The sequence below is a fragment of the Janthinobacterium rivuli genome, assembly GCF_029690045.1.
In the GTDB taxonomy this organism is placed as follows: domain Bacteria; phylum Pseudomonadota; class Gammaproteobacteria; order Burkholderiales; family Burkholderiaceae_D; genus Janthinobacterium; species Janthinobacterium rivuli.
In genome coordinates this window covers 2,800,910-2,824,631 of sequence record NZ_CP121464.1, presented here as the reverse complement: position 1 = coordinate 2,824,631, position 23,722 = coordinate 2,800,910, and the positions used below count along the sequence as shown (strand labels likewise).

The following is a 23,722-nucleotide window of genomic DNA, read 5'->3' as shown; positions in this document are numbered from 1 at the left end:
CCCGGCAGGGTGGGATGCGCCGTCTTCACGCTAAAATTCGCGCAGTGCATCGAACCGTTGCAGCAGCACCGCCTCATCGGCCAGCGCCACACCCCGTTCCCCCAACCGCCGCACCAGCGGCTCCAACAGGCCCGCCAGCGCCGTGCCGATCTCTTCGCGCTCCACCGTTTCGATTATGCGGGCGCGCCGATCGAGCTGATTGAACACGCCGACATAGGCGTCAATCATCGCACTGAGCACCTCGGCCACGCTGGCGGCGTCCATCGCCGCATCGATCGCGCGGGTGCCGGCCAACAGCTGTTTGTAGGCTTGCGCCGCCTTTTTCGCCTGGGTGGCGGAAATATTCGCACGGCCATCCCAGTCGCGGAAGGGATTGAGCAGGTTTTCAGCCAGCCATTCCGGCTTGCGCGGCTTGCTAATGCGCAGTTCCAGTCCCTGAGCCGCCGCCTGCCTGAAGTTGGCCTTGATGGCCTTGGCCGCGTCGTCCGGCAGGCTGTTCATCGACAAGGTGGCAAGCTGCGGCAATTGAGCGGCGGACGGAATATCGTCGGCGCCGTAGCCGAACAGATTGTCAGCGGTGAACGTCTGCAACTGTTTCAGTTGCGCGATGGCGGGCAGATGGGCAAGCATGCCCGGCTTGCCCCAGATACGCAACTGCCGCAGCCCAGGAAAGCGCTGCGCCAATGCGGCCAGGTCGAGTTCCCTCACCCCGACCAGCGACAAATCAGCGACCCGGTCGAGACCGGAGAACGGCGGCACGCCTTGCTCGCATTCCAGGGCCAGAAACTGCCCCTCATGGCCATCAATTATGCGCAGCCCGGGTGAAGGCGCCCCGCGCAAGGCCAGGGAATGCAGGACAGGATTGAGCTTCAGGCATGTGACGCCTGTCAGATCCACGTTCAGGCGCGCCAGATTGCTCTGGCTAAAATCGGGCTCGCTGACGGTGGACGATTGCCAGCTCAGTTCATGCAGGAAAGGATGCCGGGCAACATACTCCATCAGTTCAAGAGTGCCGTGGCGTGTGGCGAGGCGCATCAGCCGTGGCAGGCGGTCCAGCTCGGACAACTCGCTGACCGTTTGCAAGATGCTGTCGTCGATCCTGGACGTATATGGCGGCAATAATTGCCCGCCAACCATTACATCCTCGTCACCGACAGGCGCATTGAATTGCCGTTGTCTCGCTTCATCGACAAGCTGGCGCCTGGAAACATATTCATTAAGCACATCGGCAACATTCGCTGGCACTCTGCATCCTTTCAACAATACCTGACGGTCGAATGTTGAAAGATAGCAAAAATGACAGCGCAGCGTCGTCCTGTTCAGTTCGTGTGCAGCTTGTGGTGCATGCGGCGCAGGCCCAGCCACACGGCGGCTGCCACGAATGGCACCAGGGCGCCGACGAGGATTTCCGGATTCACGGGCAAGCCCATCACCTTGGCCGCCTTGCCCGTGTAGCTGAACAGCCCGATCACGTAATAGGAAATGGCGGCAACCGACAAGCCTTCCACCGCCTGCTGCAGTTGCAGCTGCTGCGCGGCGCGGGCGTTCATCGATTGCAGGATTTGCCGGTTTTGCAATTCCTGCACGATGCCCACGCGCGTGCGCAGCAAGTCATTCGTGTTGGCAATACGCTGCGCCATCGCTTCCTGCCGGCTGGCCATCGCTTCGCACGTATTCATGGCCGGTGTCAGGCGGCGATCCATGAATTCCTCAACCGTCGGGATGCCTTCGATACGCACCTCGCGCAACTCGTCGATGCGCGCTTTCACGAGGCCCATGTAGGCTTTCGAAGCGGAAAAACGGTAGCTATTGTCGAGCGACAGCTTTTCAATGCGGGCCGCCAGTCGCGTGATGCGGTCGAGCAAGGCTTGCTCGGAGACACCGTCGTCGCTCTTGGCCAGGCCTGGCGCGTCGTCCGTATCGACCATGGCGGCGGCCAGGGTGGCCAGTTCGTTTTCGATGGCGTTCAACGATGGCGCCGCCTGCATGGCGTAAGGCAAGCCCAGCAAGGCCATCATGCGGTAGGTTTCGATTTCCAGCACGCGCTGCACCAAACGGCCCGACTGCTGCGAGCGCATGCCCGCGTCGCGGATGACGAAACGGCTGAAGCCGTCGGACTGGATCGTGAAATCCGTCCACAATTCGCCGCCCTGCAGCACCTTGCTGCCGGCCAGGGTATTGCCCTCGAACACGCGCGACAAGCCCTGCATGAAGATTTCGGCCGGTTCCGTCGCCTGCTCCAGCACCACGTGGGCCGCCACCATCAGCTTGCCCTTCAAGCCCACCAGCCACTGCTGCGGCAACTGTTCCAGGGGCATGCGCTCGAACGCCTGCTCCAGAGGCAAGGCGGCACCAGGATGCTCGGCGAAGGTAAACGTGGCAAATTCCGTGTGGCATTCCCATTTCAGGCGGAAGCGGCCAAAGTCATAATAAAAATACTTGGCTTCGGCGGCGGGCGGCGTGACGCCGAAATGCGTGCACAGGGCCGCCAGGGTGGCGTGCTGGGCCGCCATATTCGACGCACCGGACGCCACACTGTCATCTTTATACACGGCCAGATGGGTGATCAGCTCGGGGGCGTCGAGCTGCAAAAACGGCCGCGAGTGGATTTCCGCAGCCAGCGGCACGCGCAAGGCGTGGTTCAAACTGGAGTTAATCAAGTGCATGATAGCCAAAGGTAAAGTTGCAAAACTGCTTAGACCCGCGCGGGTCTGATTGTCACAGTGTAACAAAGCAGGAAGCATGCCTACCTTTCCAAACTTCGCTCATGCCGTTTTGGCAACGCCCATCGCACCCTGTTCCGCCTCCTGGCGGCTGCCCAGCCACCAGAACGCGGCGGCCAGCACCACGGCCGAAGCCTGTCCCAGTGCCAGCTTGAACGCACTGTCGAACAGCAACGGTGCGACAAAACCGGACACCAGCGCAAACACCAGCATTTGCACGAAGTTTTGCAGGGACGCGGCCAGGCCCCGCATCTGCGGGAAAATGTCAAGCGTCGACATGGTCATGCCCGGCAAAGCCAGCGACATGCCGAACGCGTACAGCATCACGGGCACGACGGCGAACGGGATGCTGGCCGCAAACCAGTGGTTGTATGCAATATTGAGCGCACCCGTGGCCGCCATGGCCAGCAAGCCCCAGCGCACCAGCACGGCGCTTTTCACGGCATGCGCCAGCTTGCCCGACAGCGCCGAGCCGCCCACCAGGCCGGCCACCATGGGGATGAACATCCAGCCGAAGGCCGTTTCCGGCAGATGCAGCAGTTCCAGAATAAAATGCGGGGCGGACGCGATGTACAGGGCGAAGCCGCCAAAGGCGAAGGCCACGGCCAGCGAACGCAGCAGGAACGCCCGGTGGCGCAAGGCCAGCCAGTAATTGCGCGCGATATTGCCTGGGTGGAAAGGCTGGCGCTGCTCGACTGCCAAACTTTCCGGCAAGCCTTTCAGGCAGGCCAGCGCCAGCAGCACCGTGACGGCAAAGGTGAACACAAACGTCGACTGCCAGCCGTAGGCCACGTGCAGCCAGCCGCCGATGATGGGCGCGATGGCTGGCGCGATGCCGAACACCATCATGATATTGGCCAGCATCTTTTGCGCGGCCGCGCCCGACAAGCTGTCGCGCACGATGGCTTGGCCGATGACCCTGCCCGCCCCCGCCGAGGCGCCTTGCATGCCGCGGAAGAACAGCAGCCAGCCAAAGCTGGGCGCGAACGCGGCGCCGATGGAGCCGACGGCAAAGAGCAGCAGCGAAGCGAGAATCACGGGACGGCGGCCGAACGAGTCGGACAAGGTGCCATAAAACAAGGTCATGAAGGCATAGGCGGCCAGGTAGACGCTCAGGGTCTGCTGCACCAGCACGCTGCTGACATCGAAATGCGTGCCGATTGCGGGAAACGACGGCAAGAAGGTATCGGTGGCGAACGGGCCCAGCATGGCCAGCCCGGCCAGCACCAGGGTCAGGTTGCGGGCCTTCATGCAAGCTCCTGCGCAACATGCTGGCGGCGCAAGCCGTCGAGGGCCGCCAGCGAGAAGGCGGCAATGTGCCGGGCGATATCGGCGATACCCGCCTCGTCATAGGTGATTTCCGGCACCACCAGTTCATGCACGATGCGCGAACGGGCATAGAACACCACCTGGCCAATCACGCTGAACACGCATTTCTGCACCACATCGGCGGGCATGGCCGGCCCCACCACGCCACGGATCAAGCGAGTGAACAGCGCATGCTGCGGGCGCACATTGCGCTCGGCCAGCTTGTGGATGGCGGCCGTCGGCTCGATCAGTTCGCGCGCCACCAGGCGGCTGAACAGGGACGCGGAACCGGAGCGCAGCATGTCGGAGACGAGCGCTTCTATGGCCAGGCGCAACTGTTCCACGGGCGGCAGCTGCGCCTGCGCGCTGGCGGCGGCCACGTCCGCAGCCGAGGCCTGCGCCAGCTCGCGCGCATAATCAAAAGCGGCCAGGTACAGCTCTTCCTTGCCATGAAAATAGTAATTGACCATCGCCACGTTGACGTGGGCCGCCTCGCAGATCCTGCGCACGGACGCGAGCTTGTAGCCCTCATCGGCAAACAGCTGGACCGCCGCCTGCAGGATGCGCGCGCGCGCCGGTTCGCTTTCTCTTTCGTTTCCCTTGTCTTGCGTCATGCCATTCCCATTATTTAAACAGATGTTTAATATTGTGCGGAATTATATCAAACAACCGTTTAACTTTCAGGCGGGCGCAAAAAAGCCCGGCGAACCGGGCTTCTGGCCAGAATGATGGCGATCAGTGCTTCATGGCAGGCATCGGGGCCGAAGTGGCGCCCAGCGGACGGGCCACGGCATTGACTTCGATGGTTACACGGTGCTTGTCCTCGCCTTCAACGACGAGGGTCAGCGGGATCTTGTCGCCCGCCTTCACCTGCCCTTTCAGGTCCAGCAGCATCACGTGGTAGCCGCCCGGCTTCAGCTCGACGGCTTTGCCGGCTGGCAAGGCGATTTCCTTGACCTGGCGCATGCGCATCATATTGTCCGTCATGCTCATTTCATGGATTTCCGCCACGCCGGCCACGGGAGAACGCACTTCCAGCAGGCGCATGGCTTTCGGCGCCGTGATCTGCATGAAGGCACCCGTGGCTTTTTGCTGCGGCACGGTGGCGCGCACCCACGGGTCGGAAATCTGCACGCTGGTTTGTGCGATGGCGGAGAAGGACAGCACGGTCAGGGCCGTGGCCAGCAGGGTTTTCAAATGGGTCATGATTATTTCCTCGGTATGGTTATAAGGTGTATTTCGATTTCATCAGGGTCTTGATATCCTGCACGCACTCGTCGCCCGTCAACTGGTGCTTCAAGCCCAGGCGCATGCGTCCCTCGGCATCGAGCACATAGCTGATGGCCGTGTGATCCATCGTGTACGAGCTGCCGCTCGGCACTCTGCGGTAGAAGACCTTGTAATTGAAGGCCGTCTGCGCCGTGTTCTTCGGGTCCGTGCGCAAGCCGAGGAAGCTGGGGTCGAAGGCGCGCATGTATTCGCCCAGCAACTCGGGTGTGTCGCGCTCGGGGTCGATGCTGATGAAGATTACCTGCAATTTATCGCCATCGGCGCCCAGTTTCTGGCGGATTTCCAGCGCGCGCGACAGGGCTGTCGGGCACACGTCCGGGCATTGCGTGAATCCAAAGAAGACCATCACATATTTGCCCTTGAAATCGGCCAGGGTGTAGACCTTGCCGTCGGGGCCGCTCAACTTGAAGTCGGGCTTGTAATCGCCTCCCGTCAGGTCGAGGCCGTTGTAATGGGGTTTCGGCGCTGGTTCGCAAGCGGCAAGCGTAAGCAATCCCGCCGTACCGGCGAGAAGGAAAAGACGACGTTTCATGGCATTCTGGCCCGAGGGGCGTAGTGGATACGGTTAAGACGTGGAAGGCGTGACTGGGTGTTCAGGCAGCTGAAGGGGGACCGCGCGGGCTGGCGGCCAGCCACGCGAACGGGGCCTGCGGCGCCTGGTAAAACAGGGGCGGATACAGGTCGTGGCCCGTAATGACGGGCAGCGGCGATGCTGACGACGGCGGCAAACCCACGCTGCCCGCATGGCTCATGCAGAATGGGCAATGCTCGATGTGGTGCAGCACGGAACCGGTGGTGGATGTGGCGGCTGGCGCCAGGTCCGCCTGCGTATAGACGGCGCCGCTGGCCGAGCAGATGTCGACGGCGGCATTGTTCGCGTTCGCGTGCAGCGAAGCAAAGGCATACGACAGGGATGGCGACAGCGCATTGAGCAGTATCGCCAGGCAGGCGAACCACATATGCCACTGTTTGCGCTTCAATAATGATCCCATGGCCCCGATTATAACGGAGTCTGGCTATCCGGGCGCCGGCCCGCGCAGGAACAGGCTCGGGCGCACGCCGGCCACGTCCACGCAAGCGTCGCAAAACGCGGGGATCGAGGCAAAGCCGGAGCCGGCCGCCACTTGTGCCAGGTCGCGCTCGCCCTGTTCGCCATCGGCGTCCGCTTGCGCCGCCGTGTGCAGCGCGTGCGCCAGGCGCTGCTCGCGCACCAGGCTCAATAATGCCTCACCCTCGGAAAACAGGCGCGCCCGGGCCTTGTGCGGCGTCACTTGCCACAGGGTCGCCAGGCGCGCCGCCGTCCACTTGCCTTGCGGCGTATCAAAGATATGCTGCGCCAGCGCCTGGCTCCAGCGCTTGCCGCCGCCGTGGCCGCCATCGGGTTCATCGTCTTCCAGCGCCAGGGTGAACACGGCCGGCTTGCCCCGCCCCGGCATCACGTCGCAGGCGAAGCGCAAGAAGGCGGGCACGACGAAACTGTCGCCGCTGGCCAGTTTCTTGGTGGTGATTTCATTGTGCAAAGTGACAAAACCCTGGCGCACGGTGACGCGCAGCCGCAGCGGAAAGCGCAAGCCCAGCAGGTGCAAGGGATGATCGGAAACGAGGGCCATGCGTCAGGTCAATATGGTGAACGAGCCGCCAGCATGCCATACATCGCGCAAGCAGTCTGTCATCACAGCGACGCTACGCCATAACGGCGCAAGCCGTCGAGGTCGACGACGCGGATCGATTGGTAGGCGATGCTGATGAGGTTTAATGCGGCCAAGTGGCCCAGTGCCTGGTTCACGCGCTGGCGCGAAATGCCGGTCAGCAAGCCGATTTCTTCCTGCGACAGCTCAAGCACGCTGGAAGTGCGCGGATATAACATGGGGTGGAACAGTTGCGCGATCGCTTGCGCCACTTGCGCGTCGACGGCCAGCAGGCGCTGGTTCTGGATGGTGGCGATGAACTGGCCCATGCGTTCGTTCAGCTGGCGGATGACGAAGGCGTTAAAGGAAAGGCTTTCGGCCAGCAGCAGGTGAAACAGGTCCACCGGCACGAGGAGGATGCCCGATGCGCGCACGGCCACCACGTCGTAGCGGCGCAGTTCGCGCTTGAGCACGCTGCCCTCGCCGCACCAGCCGCCCGCCGGCACGCCGGAAAACGTGGCGCCGCGCCCATCGGCGTTGTAGACGGCCAGCTTGATCAAGCCCGTGTGCACGCCTATCCAGTGCGCCGACGGTTCGCCGCGCCGCGTGATGAAGGCGCCCGCCTCGACATGCCGGAGCACGCTGCCGGCGCGCAACAGGGTCTGATGCCGGGTATCGAGGGCCGTGAACCAGTCGTGGCTGTCGAATTCCGGCATCGTACGTTCTACACTATCGTTGCTGTCCATTCCATCCTTCAATTTCACACGTCAGCTGTCACTAAGATGACAGTGATTTTCCAGCACCGGTGCTATGCTAACCGGTATCAATCCCGAAACAGGGAGCTACAAGATTCTTTTACCAGGAGACAAGCATGACAGCTGATTTCAACACCGGCCTCGGCAAAAACAGCGCCAACTACGCCGCCCTCACCCCGCTCGACTATATCGCCAGGGCAGCCGCAGTATATGGCAATCGCCTGGCAATTGCACATGGCGCCTTGCGCCAGACGTGGGGCGAAACGTATGCGCGCACGCGCCGCCTCGCCTCAGGCTTGATTAAGCTGGGCGTGGGCACGGGCGATACGGTGGCCGTGATGCTGCCGAACACCCCCGCCATGGTGGAAGCGAGCTTTGGCGTCCCGATGGCGGGCGCCGTCCTCAACGCCCTGAATATCCGCCTCGACCTGGCTTCGCTGACCTTCATGCTGCGCCATGGCCAGGCGAAAGTCTTGCTGGCCGACACGGAATTTGCCGAACTGGCGCGCCAGATGGCGGCGCAGATTCCCGGCTTGCGCGTGATCCAGGTCAACGACGTGCTGGGACCGGAAGTGGACGCATTTGCCGAGCTCGACTACGAAGCCTTGCTGGCCAGCGGCGACCCCGATTACGACTGGCAACCGCCAGCGGACGAGTGGGATGCCATCGCATTGAACTACACGTCCGGCACCACGGGCGATCCGAAAGGCGTCGTCTACCACCACCGCGGCGCGGCCCTCAATGCCCTGTCGAACATACTGGAGTGGGACATGCCCAAGCATGCCGTGTATTTATGGACATTGCCCATGTTCCACTGCAACGGCTGGTGTTTCCCGTGGACCGTGGCCGCGCGCGCCGGCGTCAACGTGTGCCTGCGCAAGTTCGAGCCAAAGCTCGTGTTCGACCTGATGCGCGAATTGCGCATCACCCACTATTGCGCCGCCCCCATCGTGCATGCGGCCCTGGCCAATGCGCCCGCCAACTGGCGCGAAGGAATCGACTGGACCGTGCGCGGCATGGTGGCCGGCGCGCCGCCGCCGGCGGCCATGGTGGCGAAGATCGAAGCCATGGGTTTCGACTTGATCCACTCGTATGGCTTGACGGAAGTGTATGGCCCGGCCGCCATCTGCGCCGAGCAGGACGAGTGGGCGGCGCTGTCGCAGGAAGAGCGGGCCGTATTGAAATCGCGCCAAGGCGTGCGCTACCACTTGCAAAGCGCCGTGGCCGTGATCGACCCGGACACCATGCAGCCCGTGGCGGCCGACGGCGAACAGATCGGCGAGATCATGTTCCGTGGCAACATCTGCATGAAGGGTTATCTGAAGAATGAAAAGGCGACGCAGGAAGCGTTCGCGGGCGGCTGGTTCCACACGGGCGACCTCGGCGTCATGTATCCGGATGGCTATATCAAGCTGAAGGACCGCAGCAAGGATATCATCATTTCCGGTGGAGAAAACATTTCCAGCGTGGAAGTGGAAGACGCCTTGTACCACCACCCGCAAGTACTGGCCGCCGCCGTCATCGCCCAGCCGGACGAAAAATGGGGCGAGACGCCGTGCGCGTTCGTCGAACTGCGCGAGGGCGGCACGGTGACGGAAGCGGAATTGATCGCCTTTTGCAAGAACAACCTGGCCGGTTTCAAGGTACCGAAAGCCATTTATTTCGGTCCCCTGCCCCGCACGTCGACGGGCAAGATCCAGAAGTTCGAACTGCGCAAGCGCATGCAGTCGGACAAGGCCATCGACGTTTAAGCGATACCAGTCAGTCGCGCTTGCCCGTCAGCCACGCCGGCTGCGCCACCACCAGGCGCGAGAAGCTGGCGATGCTGGCCACGGCGGCAAATCCTGCCGCCAGGCACAGCGCATACGTCGTGCCTCTGGCGGCGGAAACCGTGAAGCAATACGCGACCAGCGCCGCGCCCGTCGCTTGGCCGATCAGGCGCGACGTGGCCACCACGCCGCTGGCGCCGCCAGCCCGCTCGGGCGGCGCGCTGCCCATGATGGCTTTCAGATTCGGCGCCTGGAAAAAGCCGAAGCCGATGCCGCACAAGGCCATGCGCCAGCCGATGTCAAAGACGCTCGGATGCGCCGGGATCCACACCAGGGTCAGCAAGCCGCCGGCCAGCGCCGCCAGGCCGATGCCGCCCAGCACGCCCGGAGAATAGCGGTCGCTCAGGCGGCCCGCGACGGGCGCCATCACGGCCACCAGCACGGCCCACGGCGTCATCAAAAAGCCCGTCTCGACGGGTGAGCGGCCCAGTGTCACTTCAAAATAGAATGGCAGCGAGACGAAAGCCAGGCCCTGCGCGGCAAACGTGCAGATGGCCGTCAGCGACGACAGCAGGAATAATGGACGGCGAAACAGGTCGATCGGCAGCATCGGCGCCGCGTGCCCCGCCTGGCGGCGCAGCAGCAAAATAAAAAAGATCACCACGGCCACCAGTTCCGCCAGCAGGACGGCGCTGGATGCATGATGGGCAGCGTCGCCAAACAGCAGAATGAGCAAGCCGAAGGCGCCCACGTTGTACAGCGCCGTGCGCGCATCGAGGGTGTGGCCGGACAATTTGGTGGCCGGCAACATGCGGCTGGCGAGGAAAAAGCCGGCCACGCCCAGCGGCACATTGATGGCGAACAGCCATGGCCACGATGCCGTCGCCAGGATCAGCGAGGCAGCCGTGGGGCCGATGGCGAACGCGACTGCCACCACCAGCGCATTGTTGCCAAAGGCGCGGCCCAGCAAATGTTTCGGATACAGGGCGCGCAGCAGCGCCGTGTTGACGCTCATCATGGCGCTGGCGCCGACGCCCTGGAATAGCCGCGCCACCACCAGCGAGGGCAAGGACCAGGCCAGCGCGCAGGCGAGCGAGGCCAAGGTAAACAGGAACATGCCGGAGATGAACACGCGCCGGTAGCCGGCGATTTCGCCGAGCGCCGAGAACGGCAGCAGGGTCGCCACCATGGCCAGTTGGTAAACGTTGACGATCCAGACGGAAGCGGCCGGCGTCGTGTGCAGCTCGCTGGCAATGGCCGGCAAGGCCGTGTTGGCAATGGCCGTATCGAGCGAGGCCATGCCCACGCCGATGGCCAGCGCCAGCATGGCCCATAAACGGGCGCCGGGCGGCAAGCCGTCCTCGCCTACCATGACGGCTTGCGTGCGCCGCTGCCTAGTCTGCTGCATAAATACACTACCTGTTCATCTTGCTGATCCGGGCAATACACTAGCATGTATGCAAAAAACCTGCAGGACAGGCAAGCTTACTTCTGGCAATCGATGACCTTGAAATCTTTCGAATAACAGATGCGCAACTCGCCCGAGTGCTTTTCATAGCCGAGCCAGCGGCCCTTCAATTGCGGGTTGTGCTGCTTCATCCACTGGAACAACTCGTTTTTCGGCATGGTGGAATCCGGCAACTTCAAGGCCTGGAACAGTTCGCGCTCCTTCTCGAAATACTGCTTGGCGGTATCGAAATCGCAGGCGCCATGCTTTTCCCATTCACCCTGCAGCAAGGCTTCGCCCGGCTGCATGCACATATAGGGCAAGATGTCCGAGGGCGCCAGCTTCGGCAGATTGCCCTTGCAATAGCGCGGATGCATGTCCGTCTTCCGCGGTGGCGTCACGGAAATATCTTCGCAGGTGGCCGGATTGTTCGACTGCGCCCACAGGCCATGTACGATCCAGCCGAACTGGTTGCTCTCGGCACACTGGAAGGCGGCCTTCTTTGACACTGCGCCACGGCGGCGCTGGCTGTCGCAAAAGCCCGGCGACCACGACAGCGCCAGCATGAAGTAATCGGTGGGCACGTTCGTGCTTTGCTTGTAGCACGTGTTTTTCTCGTCCGACGGCTTCACGTCGTAATCGTAATAGCTGACGTTGCGCGGAATGGCGCAGCTGGCGTCCGCCGCGTGGACGGCGCCAGCGGACAGGCTGAGGAAAGCGGCGGCCAGCGCGGGCAAGACAGAGCGAATGTTCATCATAATTCCTTCAAGATATAAAAACGCCGGCAACTGGGTGCCGGCGCGGTATCAATCAAGCAAGCTGATCAGCAGACCTTGTGCATCCAGCCGTGGGTGTCTGCAGCCGTGCCATGTTGCAGACCCAGCAACGCTTCGCGCAGGGCCAGGGTGACGGCGCCGTTTTCATTGTTGTTGATGGTCATTTCAAAGCCATTGGCCTTGGCCACGCCCACGGGCGTGATGACGGCAGCCGTGCCGCAGGCGAACACTTCGGTCATGCGGCCCGAGGCGATGTCGTCGCGCCATTGCTGGACGGACAATTTACGCTCTTCCGTGGCATAGCCGAGGTCTTTCGCCATTTCCAGCAGGCTGCGGCGGGTGATGCCTGGCAACAAAGTGCCCGTCAGTTCAGGCGTCACGACGGTGATCTTCTCGCCATCTTTATACACGAAGAAAAGGTTCATGCCGCCCATCTCTTCGATGAATTCGCGGTGCACGGCGTCGAGCCACACGACCTGGTCGCAGCCCTTTTCTTGCGCTTGCGACTGGGCCATCAGGCTCGCCGCGTAGTTGCCTGCGCATTTGGCTTCACCAGTGCCGCCCGGCGCGGCGCGCACGAAGTCTTCGCTGATCCACACGGTAACGGGTTTCACGCCTTTCGGGAAGTAGGCGCCGGCTGGCGAGGCGAACAGCACGAACAGGTATTCTTCCGACGGACGCACGCCCAGGTAAGGGTCGGTGGCGATCATCAGCGGACGCATGTACAGGCTCTCGCCCGTATTCTTCGGCACCCAGTTGCGGTCTTGCGCAATCAGCGCGTCGCCCGCTTCCAGGAACAGCTCGACAGGAATGGCCGGCATGGCCAGGCGCGCGGCGCTGCGGTTGAAACGCTCGGCATTTTGTTCCGGACGGAAAGTCTTGATGCTGCCATCAGGCTGGGCAAACGCCTTGTAGCCTTCGAAGATGGCCTGGCCGTAGTGCAGGGACGAAGCGGACGGGTCCAGCGACAAAGGGCCGTAGGCTTTCAGTTCACCCTGCTGCCACTTGCCGTCACGGTAAGGAATCACCACCATGTGGTCGGTGAAGATGCGGCCGAAGGCGGGATTGACCATGCGCGCGGCGCGCTCGGCGTCGGACAGGGGGTGGGCGGATGGGGTGACGACGAGATTCGGTGTGGAAGTGGTCATGGCGGCAATGGGAACTAGTGAACAGTATCCCTATTGTAGCGCCTATGGCACCCAATCAGGCAAACGGGGATGGCCCCCGCCACGTGACAACAGGGCACCATCATTTGCGAATGATTCTCGTTTGCGTTAAAATGTCAGCCTTCCTTCTTCCCGCCATGCCTGACGCACTGCATGGCGGCGCTATCGAAAGCCGCCATGACCACCTCCTCCCTTCCCCAGTTACGCGCCAGCGCCGACGATGCGCCGCAGACTCGCCAGCTTGCCGCCCCGCAACAGCAACGCCGGTACTGGAACTGGAAGCAGGTATGGTTTCAATTGCACTGGTTTATCGGCATCACGGCCGGCACGGTGCTGGTGATCATTGGCCTGAGCGGCGCCACCCTGGCCTTCAAGGATGAATTGCTGGACCTCATGAATCCCGGCGTGCGCCACGTCGCCGTGGAAACGCGCACCCCGCTGACGCCAGCCCAGCTGAGCAACATTGCTGCCGCCGAACACGGCCAGCGCGTAGCCTCGATCACCATGTATGCAGAAGCGGGCGCGGCGCCACGGCTGTTCTTCGCACCGAAGAATGGCCAGCGGCGCGGCGAGTCCATCTACCTGCATCCGTACACGGGCGCGACCCAGCCGGCGCTGGCGGGCGCGGAATTTTTCGAGTGGACGGAGTCCTTGCACCGCTGGCTGCTGCTGCCGCGCGATCCGGGCCGCCAGGTGGCGGGCGCGCTGGCCCTGTGCCTGCTGGGGTTAGCCCTGTCCGGCCTGTATCTGCGCTGGCCGCGCCGTCCGCTGGACTGGCGCACCTGGCTGACCTTCGATCCGGCCCTGAAAGGCCGTTCCTTTTTGTGGAATCTGCATGCCGTGGCCGGCACCTGGTGCCTGGTCGTCTACGTGGCGCTGACCCTGACGGGCATTTACTGGAGCTACGACGTGGTGCGCGACAATATCGACGCCTGGGCCGGCAAGCCGCCAAGGATGGCACAGGCGCCCGCGAAAAAAGGCGGCGGCAAGGCGCCCGCCGTCGACATCAGCCTGGCCTGGACCAGCTTCCAGCTGCACGCCGCCGGCTGGACCCTGGCCAGCGTGCGCCTGCCCACGCGCGCCGGCGAAGCCGTGCAATTCACGTGGCTGGCCAGCGATGCGCCGCACGAACGGGCGCGCAGCCGCATGAGCATTGCACCGGCCGACGGCACGCTCACGGAAAGCGAACCGTACAGCCAACAGGCGCTGGGATCGCGCCTCGTCAACATCATTTATCCGCTGCACATGGGCACGTATTTTGGCTTGCCGGGCCGCATCATCGTCACCGTGGCCAGCCTGGGTCTGCCCCTGTTCGCCATCACGGGCTGGATGCTGTATCTGGGCCGCCGCAAGGCTAAGCGGGCTGTGCAGGCGCAGCGCGCCATGCTGGGCGCCGGCGCAGCGAACAAGCAAAATACCGGCTTGCCGACGCTCGTCGCCTACGCCAGCCAATCTGGCCAGGCCGAACGCCTGGCCCTGGAAAGCGCGCGCGCACTGCAGCAGGCGGGCGTGGCCGTCGACGTGCAATCGCTGGACCGCTTTGATCCCGCACAATTGCGCCAGTACCAACGAGCTCTGATCGTCGCCAGCACCTTTGGCGAAGGCGAGGCGCCGGACGGCACGCGCCGCTTCGCGCGCCTGCTGCAAGCGACCACCGGCACGCCGCTGGCCGGCCTGGAATTCGGCATGCTGGCCCTGGGCGACCGCCACTACAGCGCCTTCTGCGGCTTTGGCCATGCACTGGCGCAACAATTGCACGCGCTGGGCGCCACTTCCCTGTTCCCCTTGATCGAGGTGGACAAGCACGACCCCGCCGCCTTGGCCGGCTGGTCCACAGCGCTGGCCCGCTGCAGCGGCAGCGCCATCGACGCCATCGGCGTGCAGGAAGAAGCGTCGTATGCCGAGTGGCGCCTGGCGCGCCGCGTGCTGCTCAACCCGGGCAGCCTGGGCGGCGAACTACATGAAATCACCTTGACGGGCCCGGCCGACGCCACCTGGGAAGCGGGTGCGCTGGCGGAAATCATTCCCTGCAACGCGGATGGCAGCGATGGCGAGGGTAGCCACCCCGACAGTGCCCATCACGCGCCGCGCAGCTATTCGCTCGCTTCGCTGCCATCCGACGGCGAACTGCAATTACTGGTGCGCCAGGAGCGCCATGCGGGCGAGGAAAACCAGGGCCATGGCCTCGCTTCCGGCTGGCTCACGCGCTTCGCCCCGCTAGGCAGCCCCATCCGCCTGCGCCTGCAAGCCAATCCCGCCTTCGCGCCGGCCCTGGTCGACGTGCCCTGCATATATATCGGCAACGGTTCCGGCCTGGCCGGCCTGCGTGCGCACCTGCGCGCGCGCCAGCGGGCGGGGCTGGCCCGCAACTGGCTGCTGTTTGGCGAGCGCCAGCAAGCTTTTGACAGCGTCTGCGGCGCAGAGTTGCAAGGCTGGCTGGACACTGGCCACCTGGCGCGCCTGGACAAGGTCTTTTCGCGCGATGGTGAACGACAATACGTGCAGGATCGCCTGCGCGCCAGCGCGAATGAACTGCGCGAGTGGCTGGCGCAAGGCGCCATCGTCTACGTGTGCGGCAGCCTGCAAGGCATGGCCACAGGAATCGATGCTGTACTGCAAGAATTGCTGGGCCAGGAGGGACTCGACGCCTTGCTGGCGGCCGGACGCTACCGCCGCGACGTGTATTGATCTGCCTCAGCCCATCGCCAGCACGGCCCGGCTATGTGGGCAGGCGCACTGTCGGCGCCAGCCATCGGGATAGAGTGGAGACATTCCCCCCACCGACTGCGAGGCTAGCCATGAAAAACCCCTGGATGAGCATGTACCTGAGCGCGGCCAACCGCATCGCCAACACGGCGCGCGGCCATGCGACGGCCGCCGTCAAGCGCGAAGCGGCGAAAAATACGCGGCAACTGACGCAAGTGTGGTTCGATTCCTTTCTGCCGCCAACAGGCAAGCCACGGCGCAGCCGCAAGGCCAAATAAGCCTGTGGCAACAGGCGAACTGGTGCGGTGCACCACAGCAATAAGTTGAAGTTACGACCAGATGAACTAAACTGCAAGCATGGTAGTGCATAAGGAAGTGACCGGCAGGCGCCGCATCCCCGCGCCGCCGCCGGGACACCGGGAGACGACCATGTTGACGCTCAAAGTGCTGGCCTGCCTTGCCTTGTCGGCCCTGCTGCTCGCGCCCCTCGTGTTACGGGATACGATGCAGTTGTCCGCCGGGCAGCAGCTGCAGGTGCCGAATGTCGATGCCCATGCCATTTGGGCTCACTGGCCTAAGCATTAATAATACGCGCGGCTGAGAAAACGCCGCTGGCTGCGCTGCTTTCAGCGGAGCTCGCTAGTGGCGTTCACATTCAAAAACCGCTTTGTTGCCGGTGGGAATTTGTTCTCTTCACCGATCAGTTTTTCTAGTTTTCCTCAAACGCTCTTCACTGCACATTTGATCCAAGTCATGGATTTCCCTCTTCGCCGCGTCCACACTGGAACAGTCCGCTTCGCACCGGGACGGACTTAACCTGGAGCATCAACATGGGTAAATCGCATTGGAAGGATGAGATGGCGCTGGGGGTTCCCGTCATCGACGAGGCGCATGAAGCGCTGTTTCAGGAACTGGCGCGGCTGCAGCAACTGGGCGACCAACATTTCAGCGTGGCGTTTCGCGAGCTGATTGCCGCCGTCGAACGCGATTTCCGCGAGGAAGAAGATTTGATGGAACAAATCGGCTTTCCCTCGCTGGCCAACCACCGCGAACAGCATGCGCGCGTGCTCAGCGGCTTGCACCATGCCTGGGCCGCCGTCGATGAAGGTGACCTGGAACAGGGGCGCCATGCGCTGTCGCTGTTGCCGCAATGGCTGATCTTCCATCAGGCCACCATGGACCTGGCCCTGGCGGCGGCGCTGGAACTGGTGCAGCGCCAGCCGAACTAGACGCTACAGCAGCAGCACCGTCGCTTGCTCGGGCAAGACGACGCGGTAGTGTCCCGGGTACTTGTCTTCGCCATCGAAAATCTTGCAAAACACGGGTTGGTTGATGTCGTTGACGGCCGCCTCGTTCATGGGCAGGGTGGCGATCAGCTGCTCGCCTTCGACCAGTTGCAGCGCGCTGCCCCGCTCGGTAGCGCAGAACGCCAGCGATTGCACATCGCTGGCGAACGGCCGCTTGTACCACGGCGTAATGGCCCGCACGGCGCGCCGGGCGTCGTGCAAAACCTGCCCCACGCGCGTGACGTTCCAGGCATCGCGCGCCACGGACGGCTGAAGCACGATATTCGCCGTCAGCTCGCCCCTGCTCTTGTTCACCAGGAAAGTACCGTCCTGCGCGGCGATGTCATCGTTGAGCGGCACGACAAACACGCCGCCGCTGGAAACCTTGATCGGCACGGGTGCGCCATTGCCTTGCAAAGCCACGCGCACGTCGTCGATGGTGGCGCTCAGCTTGGCCGGAATCAGGCGCAGGGCCATGACCACGCTGCCGCTCGACACTTGCCACACTTTCCTGGCCGTCAGATAACTTTCGCGATACGCCGTGAAGCGCACGCGCGGCGCCTTGGCGTCGCTGCTGGCCGTGATCGTCACCGTTTGCGACGGCAAGGCGTCCTCTGCGCTCGCCGTTACCTCTGGCGCTGATGCTGCGGATGCGGCCGGCGCAACGGGCGGCGATACAGGTGGCAATACGGCGGCGGGCGGCACGCTGGCGCTCTGCAGCGGCGCGGGAACAGCCGGCGGCGGCGCGTGCTCCTGGGCCTGGCCCAGCGACACGACACACAACCATCCGGCACAAGCGATCCATGTACGCATGCATTTCTTTCAATGAGGAAAATATTTTATCAGCGCCTGCATTATCGCAGAAGGCCGGACGATGCGCGCCACAGCCCCAATAGCACTCTTTTGGTGCGCACGCTTGATTATTTGGCAAATATCACCTATATTGATAATGATTCTTATTCACAAATGTGGCAGGAATCATGCTCATCTTTCCACTGCCAGGCGCGGGTGGAACTGCTATCCAAGCCAGACCACGGGCCAGCGTCACGCCATCCCCCCAGCTACTGCGCACCTCGCCAGACGAGATAGGAACACACACGACTAAAAATACTCCAGGAAAATTATGCAATCGATCACCATCGTCTCTTCTTCGCGCCAGCCCGCCTTGCGCCCCCTGCCCCGTTTATTACACATCGCTCTGCTGAGCCTTGCCGCCGGCGTGGTCTTGCCGGCACACGCAACCGACGCCGCCACGGCCGACGTCACCATGCCGGCCGTCACTGTGCTGGGCCAGTCGATGGCCACCACGGAAGGCACGCAGTCGTACACGGCAGGCGAAACGCGCAGCGCCACGCGCATGGACCTGTCCCTGCGCGAGACGCCGCAATCGGTCAGCGTCATCACGCGCCAGTTGCTCGACGACCTGGGCGCCGTGCGCCTGGACCAGGCGCTGGCGCAGACGACGGGCATCCAGGTTGGCCAGAACGACACGGAGCGCACGACCTTTTATGCGCGCGGCTTTGGCATCAACAATCTCCAGATCGACGGCATGGCGCGTGGCGGCAATGCGCCATTGCAAGACACGATTTTGTACGACCGCATCGAGGTCGTGCGCGGCGCCACCGGCCTGATGGGCGGCAAAGGCGACCCGTCGGCCACCATCAACATGATACGCAAGCGGCCCACGAAAACCTTCCAGGCCAGCGCCGGCCTGATCATGGGCCGCTGGGATGACCAGCGCTTCGAGGCCGACCTGTCCACGCCGCTGAACGCGGAAGGCAGCGTGCGCGCGCGCACGGCCCTGGCCTGGCAAAAACGCGACTCCTACCTGGACATGTATCACGAGCGCAAGACGGTCGGCATGCTCATCGTCGAGGCGGACGTGCATCCCGGCACCCTGCTGACGGCCGGCGTCGACTTCCAGGACAACCAACCCACAGGCGCCACCTGGGGCGCCGTGCCCTACTGGAACGCGGACGGCAGTCTGGCGAACTTGCCACGCAATACCAGCTGGACGACGCCATGGAGCACCTGGGCCAACAAGCAGCACACGGTATTTACGTCGCTGGATCAGCGCCTGCCCGGCAACTGGAATATGCACCTCGGCTATGCGCGCACGGAAAGCACGAACCGCACCACCGTTCTCTATGCAGGCAAAGGTTATCCCGATCCCGCCACCGGCGAAGGCATGGAACTGTGGACGGGCGCCTGGGGCGCAGGCAAGAAGAACAGCGACAATTTCGACGTGTACGCCAGCGGTCCCTTCACCTTGCTGGGACGCAAGCACACGGCCATCGTCGGCTGGAACGGCGGCAATCAGCGCTCGCGCTCGCTGGGTGGTGAAGCGGAAATCAATTACCCGGACTTTATCCCCGATTACCGCAGCTGGACAGGCAACATTCCCCGCCCCGTGTTCCACCCGGACGGCTCGCACTCGGAAACCGTCACGCGCCTGGCGGGCGGCTATGTCGCCACGCGTTTGAGCCTGGCCGACCCGCTGCATGTGATCATCGGTGCGCGCAGCAGCACTTACCGCACGGATACACGCGATTACAACACGCAAGGCGTGTACACGGGCAGCGGCGACTTCGTGGAAACGCGCAACGAGGTCACGCCCTACGTGGGCGCCGTGTTCGACATCAACAAGCAGTATTCGGCCTACGCCAGCTTCACGCAGCTGTTCAACCCGCAATCGAGCAAGGACCGCAACGACAAGTTTCTGGCGCCGGAAACGGGCGACAATGCCGAGTTGGGTATCAAGGGGGAGTTCTATGAAGGCAAGCTGAACGCCTCGGCCGCCCTGTTCCACACGAAGAAAAAGAATCTGGCGGAACTCGACCGCACGGTGCCGCCCGGCTTTTTGCTGCCCGACGGCGGCCAGGCCATGGTGGCCAACGGCGCCGGCGTGACTGCCAAGGGCGTCGAGTTCGACGTCTCCGGCCAGATCACGCCGGCTTGGGAAGCGAGCGGCGGCTATACTTATCTGCACGCGGCAGAGGCCGATGGCCGCCGCGCCGCCACCACGCAGCCGCGACATTTGCTGCGCCTGGCCACCAGCTACCGTTTCGATGGCCAGCTGGCCGGCTTGAGGGCGGGCGCCAGCATGACGGCACAAAGCGCCACCTACAGCGAATCGTGGTACGGCCGCCCGCCCTCGGGCAGAATCACGAATATCCCGCAAGCGGGCTACGCGCTGTTCAACGCCATGGCCAGCTATGCGCTCAACCGCCACGCCAGCGTGCAGCTGAACGTGAATAACTTGCTCGACAAAAAGTACTACCGCAACGTGGGCTTCTTCGACGGCGTGTTCTGGGGCGAACCGCGCAACATCAGCCTGGCCGTGCGCACGGCGTTTTAAGCGCGCCAGTGCGCGGGCGCGGGCAGGGTAAAACCTTCGAGCAAGGGGCCGCCCACGGGCGCCAGCACGGCGGCGGCGACTTGCTCGAACGCGTGCTGCCCGGCCGGCAAGTCGCTGGCGACCAGGCGCAGCGCGCCATCGAGCTGGTCGGCGATGGCGGCGTCGAAGGCCTGCAGGCGGCGAAACAGGTGCTTGCCCTCGCCGCTCCATTCACCCGCCGCGCGCAAGTGCAGGTCGGCCAGCGCCGGATACAGCTGACAGGCAACGGCCAGCGCCTCGCCCGGGTGCTGGCTGTCGACCAGGTCTTCCAGCGCGGTGGTGATGGCGTAGCGGCGCCGCTGTAAATTGTCGACGTCCAGCACGGGCGGCCCGGCGGCGGCGAATGCTTGCGCCAGCGCCAGCAACTGCGCGTGCTGCGGTCCGGGGGCGGCGATGTTCTCGCCTTCGAGCACCATCATCGCCAGCGGCACCGTGCCACCTGCCGCGTCGATTTCCTTGCAAAAATACGTGAACGTGGCCACATCGTGCGCGAACAGTTCCACCGTGCGCCCTTCGGCCACGAGAGTATCGCGCCAGGCGCAATCAACGTGCTCGAACAGCAGCAGCAAGTCGATATCGGAACTGGGCGTTTGCCGGCCCGTGGCGAACGAACCGCCGATGATGGCCGCCACGGCCGTGGGGTAGCGCTGCCGCACCAGCCGCGCGGCAATTGCGCGGATATCGTCATAGCTGGGGATCGTCGTCAAAGCCAGTTCTCCGTGCTGAAAAACCCTATCTTACATGGGATACGCACGCTGCCGCCATCCTGCTACACTGGCGCTCTCCGATCAAGGAACAGACATGGAATACGACTGCATCGTGATGCCCTCGCCCGTGGGCGAGCTGACCCTGGTGGCGCGCGGCGAGGCCCTGGCCGCCATCCTGTGGGAAAACGACAAGCCCAACCGCGTGCGCCTGGGTGCGATGCGCGTCGCTGACGGTTGCGCCGTGCTGCGGGAAACGGCGCGCCAGCTGGGGGAATATTTCGCCGGCACGCGCCAGCGTTTTGAGGTGCCGCTCGATTTTGCCGGCACCCCGTTCCAGCAGGAAGTGTGGCGCGCGCTGCTGACGATACCGTATGGCCAGACGCGCAGCTATGGCGAGATCGCGCGCCAGATCGGCCGCCCCGCCGCCGTGCGCGCCGTGGGTGCCGCCAACGGCAAGAATCCCATTTCCATCATCGCCCCCTGCCACCGGGTCATCGGCGCCACGGGCGAGTTGACGGGCTTTGCGGGCGGCCTGCATGCCAAGGAAACCTTGCTGGCCCTGGAAGGCATCGCCCTGTCCAGCGACCGCGAAACGCTGAAAACGGGCCACGCCCGCCGCCGCGCCGTGCCCATCGATACGGCGCAAGGCTGCTTGTTTTAGGCTGCAGCATCGCGCCCCTTGTGGGATACTCACGCCCCCCGTTCAAGCAAACACATCCTATGTCCTATCTTGTCATCCTGTTTTTTGTCGTTCTGTATTTGCTGGCCACCTTCTTTTTCCACATCCCCGCCCTCGTCGCCCTCGTGTATGGCGTGCTGAGCCTGAGCTGTTTCGTGGCCTATGCAATCGACAAATCGGCCGCAAAAGGGGGACGCTGGCGCACCTCGGAACGCACCCTGCTGCTATTGGGACTGCTGTGCGGCTGGCCTGGCGCCGTGCTGGCCCAGCAATGGCTGCGCCACAAGTCCAGCAAGCGCTCGTTCCGCATCGCGTTCTGGATCACGGTCGCCCTCAATATCGGCGCCTTCGTGTATTTCAGCATGCATTACGCGGCACCCGATATCGGCACGGAAGTAGCGCCCATCGAACTGTAAAACTGTGTCCCGCCAAGATGTAACAATTATTGCAGCGCATTGTTCTTGAAATGATCACCTGTCAGAATATCAATATTCACGATATTCAAGCTAATTCATTTACACGGGAAAATACTTTTCAAGCATGCGTACTTTGCAAATCCACCATTCCTTCTTGTTCCGCCTTGCCGCAGCGATTTGTTTCGCCATTACCTTGGCGGGCTGCACCAGCTATCGCTATATTCCGCCGGACTCGGATGCCGGGCGTCAATGCGTGACGAGCTGCGGGACCAATCAACAGATATGCATTGCCGGCAAGGAGCAGGTTGCTGCAGCCCAGGCACAAGCTTGCGAGATGCGCAACGTCAGTACGGTTTCCATCTGCCTGGCAGTGGCGAAAACCGATGCGGACCGGGAACTGTGCTCGAAGAAACGCCAATATTGTTCCTCCAGCCCTTCTGGAACGTGGCAATGCGAGTCAGACTACAGAGCGTGCTATACGCAATGCGGCGGCCGGATCGAGGAGAGCGAATAAAGTAGCAAAGGCTGATGCCGCCGAACGAGAGGCCGGCGCGGCAGGCTAGATTGATCTTGTTACTCGCCCAGCAGGCGCAGCGATTCCAGCCAGTCCGCCTTCCATTCGCGCAGCAACGGTTGCGTGGCGAACGCCTTCTTCAGGTGCGCCATCGGCACGCGGTGCACGTCGTGCAGGCCGAACGCCAACGTTACCGGATGCCACAGGTGGCTGTTCTTGCCGCCGCGCGAATTCTTGCGCACGCGCGCGCCATCGTCGCCAAAGATACCCACGCCGCTGGCCATTCCCTGGTCCAGGTCGACCTTGCCCACACCGGCAAAGGCCAGCAAAATCTGCTCGCGGCCCAGGCCCTTCAAGGCGCTGGGCAAGACCACGGGCGCCTTGTCCGCCTGCGCTTCAGCGGGCTGCGGATGCTGCAATTCCTTGAGCAAACGCAACAGATCGCGCTCCTGGAAGTGCAAGCCGTCCAAGGGCACGCGCAGTCCCGGCGCCTTCAGTTCAATGGCGATGTTGCCCGAGTCGCGCGTAAAACGCAGCCACACATCGTCCACACCCGAAGCGTCCGCACCCGAAGCCAGGTGCTGCTTGTCTCCGATGAACACGACGGGCGCCGCATAGCGCGTCACGCCGTCATGGAACAGCTCGGCCCATGCTTCGCTGTAATCGAGCCAGACAAACGGCAAGCCGCCCTGCTCCAGCAAACGCGCCAGGGTCCACGGCGTGCCCGTCTCTTGCGCCAGCCAGGCACAGGCTTCGATTGCGGTGGCGCGGTATGGCAGGGATAGGGAGGTCATGGCGGTTCCGTCGATAAAAGTGGAGCGCAGTGTAGCAGACGCCGTCACCGTCGCTACGGCAGGCGCATCCGGCGCGCCCTTCCTGCGCGATGTGCTAGGCTGGAAACAGCAGCACGCGCCACGGCCACCTCGGCAACATGGCGCACCACCGCGAGGAGATCATCATGCATTCGAGCACCAACGCCGCCACCGCACCCGCCCCGCCGCCAGAGCGCGATTCGCCCACCCCGGCCAATGAAGGCCATGCCGAGGAAGCACTCGATGAAGCGCTCAAGGAAAGCTTTCCGGCCAGCGACCCGATCGCCATTACCATCCCAAAGCCAGCCGGCAAGACACCTTCCTGATACACGCCCCAACAGCC

The 23,722-nt window shown here is 63.3% G+C and carries 25 protein-coding genes; 10 read left to right on the top strand and 15 right to left on the bottom strand.

Annotated features, from left to right (window positions below; translation table 11 throughout):
* Positions 1-30: 30 nt before the first annotated feature.
* From P9875_RS13015 to P9875_RS12975, 9 genes are all read right to left on the bottom strand, one after another.
* Entirely contained in the window at positions 31-1,137 is a 1,107-nt protein-coding gene (locus P9875_RS13015) for a hypothetical protein (RefSeq protein ID WP_278318618.1), read from the bottom strand.
* 182 nt (positions 1,138-1,319) lie between these two features.
* Positions 1,320-2,666, bottom strand: coding sequence for a DUF3422 family protein (locus P9875_RS13010; RefSeq protein WP_099402365.1), 1,347 nt, complete (start codon positions 2,664-2,666; stop codon positions 1,320-1,322).
* Positions 2,667-2,765: 99 nt separating this feature from the next.
* Positions 2,766-3,974, bottom strand: a complete 1,209-nt coding sequence (locus P9875_RS13005) for a multidrug effflux MFS transporter (protein ID WP_278318617.1) — start codon at positions 3,972-3,974, stop codon at positions 2,766-2,768.
* Complete coding sequence (locus P9875_RS13000; RefSeq protein WP_278318616.1) at positions 3,971-4,645, bottom strand: CerR family C-terminal domain-containing protein; 675 nt, start codon at positions 4,643-4,645, stop codon at positions 3,971-3,973. Before P9875_RS13000 ends, P9875_RS13005 begins: the two co-directional genes overlap by 4 nt.
* A gap of 121 nt (positions 4,646-4,766) precedes the next feature.
* On the bottom strand, positions 4,767-5,237 hold the full coding sequence (locus P9875_RS12995; RefSeq protein ID WP_278318615.1) for a copper chaperone PCu(A)C: 471 nt from the start codon (positions 5,235-5,237) through the stop codon (positions 4,767-4,769).
* Positions 5,238-5,256: 19 nt separating this feature from the next.
* Entirely contained in the window at positions 5,257-5,853 is a 597-nt protein-coding gene (locus P9875_RS12990) for an SCO family protein (protein WP_035817840.1), read from the bottom strand.
* 61 nt (positions 5,854-5,914) lie between these two features.
* Complete coding sequence (locus P9875_RS12985; protein ID WP_278318614.1) at positions 5,915-6,313, bottom strand: DUF2946 domain-containing protein; 399 nt, start codon at positions 6,311-6,313, stop codon at positions 5,915-5,917.
* 24 nt (positions 6,314-6,337) lie between these two features.
* The gene (locus P9875_RS12980) at positions 6,338-6,931 is read right to left on the bottom strand and encodes a hypothetical protein (protein ID WP_278318613.1); all 594 of its coding nucleotides are present in this window, start codon (positions 6,929-6,931) and stop codon (positions 6,338-6,340) included.
* 62 nt (positions 6,932-6,993) lie between these two features.
* Positions 6,994-7,695 carry a Crp/Fnr family transcriptional regulator gene (locus P9875_RS12975; protein WP_278318612.1) on the bottom strand — a complete coding sequence of 234 codons (702 nt, stop codon included), beginning with the start codon at positions 7,693-7,695 and terminating at the stop codon, positions 6,994-6,996.
* Positions 7,696-7,820: 125 nt separating this feature from the next.
* On the opposite strand from P9875_RS12975, the gene P9875_RS12970 reads away from it, so the two are divergent.
* The gene (locus P9875_RS12970) at positions 7,821-9,455 is read left to right on the top strand and encodes an acyl-CoA synthetase (protein WP_278318611.1); all 1,635 of its coding nucleotides are present in this window, start codon (positions 7,821-7,823) and stop codon (positions 9,453-9,455) included.
* A gap of 10 nt (positions 9,456-9,465) precedes the next feature.
* On the opposite strand, the gene P9875_RS12965 is transcribed toward P9875_RS12970, so the two are convergent.
* The 3 genes from P9875_RS12965 to P9875_RS12955 all read right to left on the bottom strand — a co-directional run bounded on the left by P9875_RS12965 (position 9,466) and on the right by P9875_RS12955 (position 12,844).
* Positions 9,466-10,881, bottom strand: coding sequence for an MFS transporter (locus tag P9875_RS12965; RefSeq protein WP_278318610.1), 1,416 nt, complete (start codon positions 10,879-10,881; stop codon positions 9,466-9,468).
* Positions 10,882-10,958: 77 nt separating this feature from the next.
* Positions 10,959-11,675, bottom strand: a complete 717-nt coding sequence (locus tag P9875_RS12960) for a ribonuclease T2 family protein (protein WP_278318609.1) — start codon at positions 11,673-11,675, stop codon at positions 10,959-10,961.
* Between the two features lie 68 nt (positions 11,676-11,743).
* Positions 11,744-12,844: a branched-chain amino acid aminotransferase gene (locus P9875_RS12955; RefSeq protein WP_278318608.1), complete on the bottom strand. Its 1,101-nt coding sequence runs from the start codon at positions 12,842-12,844 to the stop codon at positions 11,744-11,746.
* 195 nt (positions 12,845-13,039) lie between these two features.
* Here P9875_RS12955 and P9875_RS12950 point away from each other — a divergent pair, with 195 nt between their 5' ends.
* The 4 genes from P9875_RS12950 (at position 13,040) to P9875_RS12935 (ending at position 16,797) form a co-directional block, all read left to right on the top strand.
* Positions 13,040-15,550 (top strand): sulfite reductase flavoprotein subunit alpha, encoded by a 2,511-nt coding sequence (locus P9875_RS12950; RefSeq protein ID WP_278318607.1) that lies wholly within the window; start codon positions 13,040-13,042, stop codon positions 15,548-15,550.
* A 110-nt stretch (positions 15,551-15,660) separates the two neighbouring features.
* Entirely contained in the window at positions 15,661-15,846 is a 186-nt protein-coding gene (locus tag P9875_RS12945) for a hypothetical protein (protein WP_099402374.1), read from the top strand.
* Between the two features lie 151 nt (positions 15,847-15,997).
* Entirely contained in the window at positions 15,998-16,153 is a 156-nt protein-coding gene (locus P9875_RS12940; RefSeq protein WP_176390698.1) for a hypothetical protein, read from the top strand.
* Between the two features lie 245 nt (positions 16,154-16,398).
* Positions 16,399-16,797, top strand: coding sequence for a bacteriohemerythrin (locus P9875_RS12935; RefSeq protein WP_158301300.1), 399 nt, complete (start codon positions 16,399-16,401; stop codon positions 16,795-16,797).
* Between the two features lie 3 nt (positions 16,798-16,800).
* Here P9875_RS12935 and P9875_RS12930 read toward each other — a convergent pair whose 3' ends face one another.
* Positions 16,801-17,667 carry a hypothetical protein gene (locus tag P9875_RS12930; protein ID WP_278318606.1) on the bottom strand — a complete coding sequence of 289 codons (867 nt, stop codon included), beginning with the start codon at positions 17,665-17,667 and terminating at the stop codon, positions 16,801-16,803.
* Positions 17,668-17,977: 310 nt separating this feature from the next.
* Here P9875_RS12930 and P9875_RS12925 point away from each other — a divergent pair, with 310 nt between their 5' ends.
* Positions 17,978-20,212 (top strand): TonB-dependent siderophore receptor, encoded by a 2,235-nt coding sequence (locus P9875_RS12925; protein ID WP_278318605.1) that lies wholly within the window; start codon positions 17,978-17,980, stop codon positions 20,210-20,212.
* On the opposite strand, the gene P9875_RS12920 is transcribed toward P9875_RS12925, so the two are convergent.
* Positions 20,209-20,958, bottom strand: a complete 750-nt coding sequence (locus tag P9875_RS12920; RefSeq protein ID WP_278318604.1) for a nucleotidyltransferase domain-containing protein — start codon at positions 20,956-20,958, stop codon at positions 20,209-20,211. The genes P9875_RS12925 and P9875_RS12920 overlap by 4 nt on opposite strands.
* A 94-nt stretch (positions 20,959-21,052) precedes the next feature.
* On the opposite strand from P9875_RS12920, the gene P9875_RS12915 reads away from it, so the two are divergent.
* The 3 genes from P9875_RS12915 to P9875_RS12905 all read left to right on the top strand — a co-directional run bounded on the left by P9875_RS12915 (position 21,053) and on the right by P9875_RS12905 (position 22,567).
* Positions 21,053-21,619 (top strand): methylated-DNA--[protein]-cysteine S-methyltransferase, encoded by a 567-nt coding sequence (locus P9875_RS12915; protein WP_278318603.1) that lies wholly within the window; start codon positions 21,053-21,055, stop codon positions 21,617-21,619.
* 59 nt (positions 21,620-21,678) lie between these two features.
* Positions 21,679-22,053 carry a DUF1294 domain-containing protein gene (locus tag P9875_RS12910; protein ID WP_278318602.1) on the top strand — a complete coding sequence of 125 codons (375 nt, stop codon included), beginning with the start codon at positions 21,679-21,681 and terminating at the stop codon, positions 22,051-22,053.
* A gap of 124 nt (positions 22,054-22,177) precedes the next feature.
* Positions 22,178-22,567 (top strand): hypothetical protein, encoded by a 390-nt coding sequence (locus tag P9875_RS12905; RefSeq protein ID WP_219311326.1) that lies wholly within the window; start codon positions 22,178-22,180, stop codon positions 22,565-22,567.
* Positions 22,568-22,626: 59 nt separating this feature from the next.
* Here P9875_RS12905 and P9875_RS12900 read toward each other — a convergent pair whose 3' ends face one another.
* Entirely contained in the window at positions 22,627-23,361 is a 735-nt protein-coding gene (locus tag P9875_RS12900; protein ID WP_278318601.1) for a hypothetical protein, read from the bottom strand.
* 164 nt (positions 23,362-23,525) lie between these two features.
* Between P9875_RS12900 and P9875_RS12895 the strand changes: the two genes are divergently transcribed.
* Positions 23,526-23,705 carry a hypothetical protein gene (locus P9875_RS12895; RefSeq protein ID WP_278318600.1) on the top strand — a complete coding sequence of 60 codons (180 nt, stop codon included), beginning with the start codon at positions 23,526-23,528 and terminating at the stop codon, positions 23,703-23,705.
* The last annotated feature ends 17 nt before the right edge of the window (positions 23,706-23,722 follow it).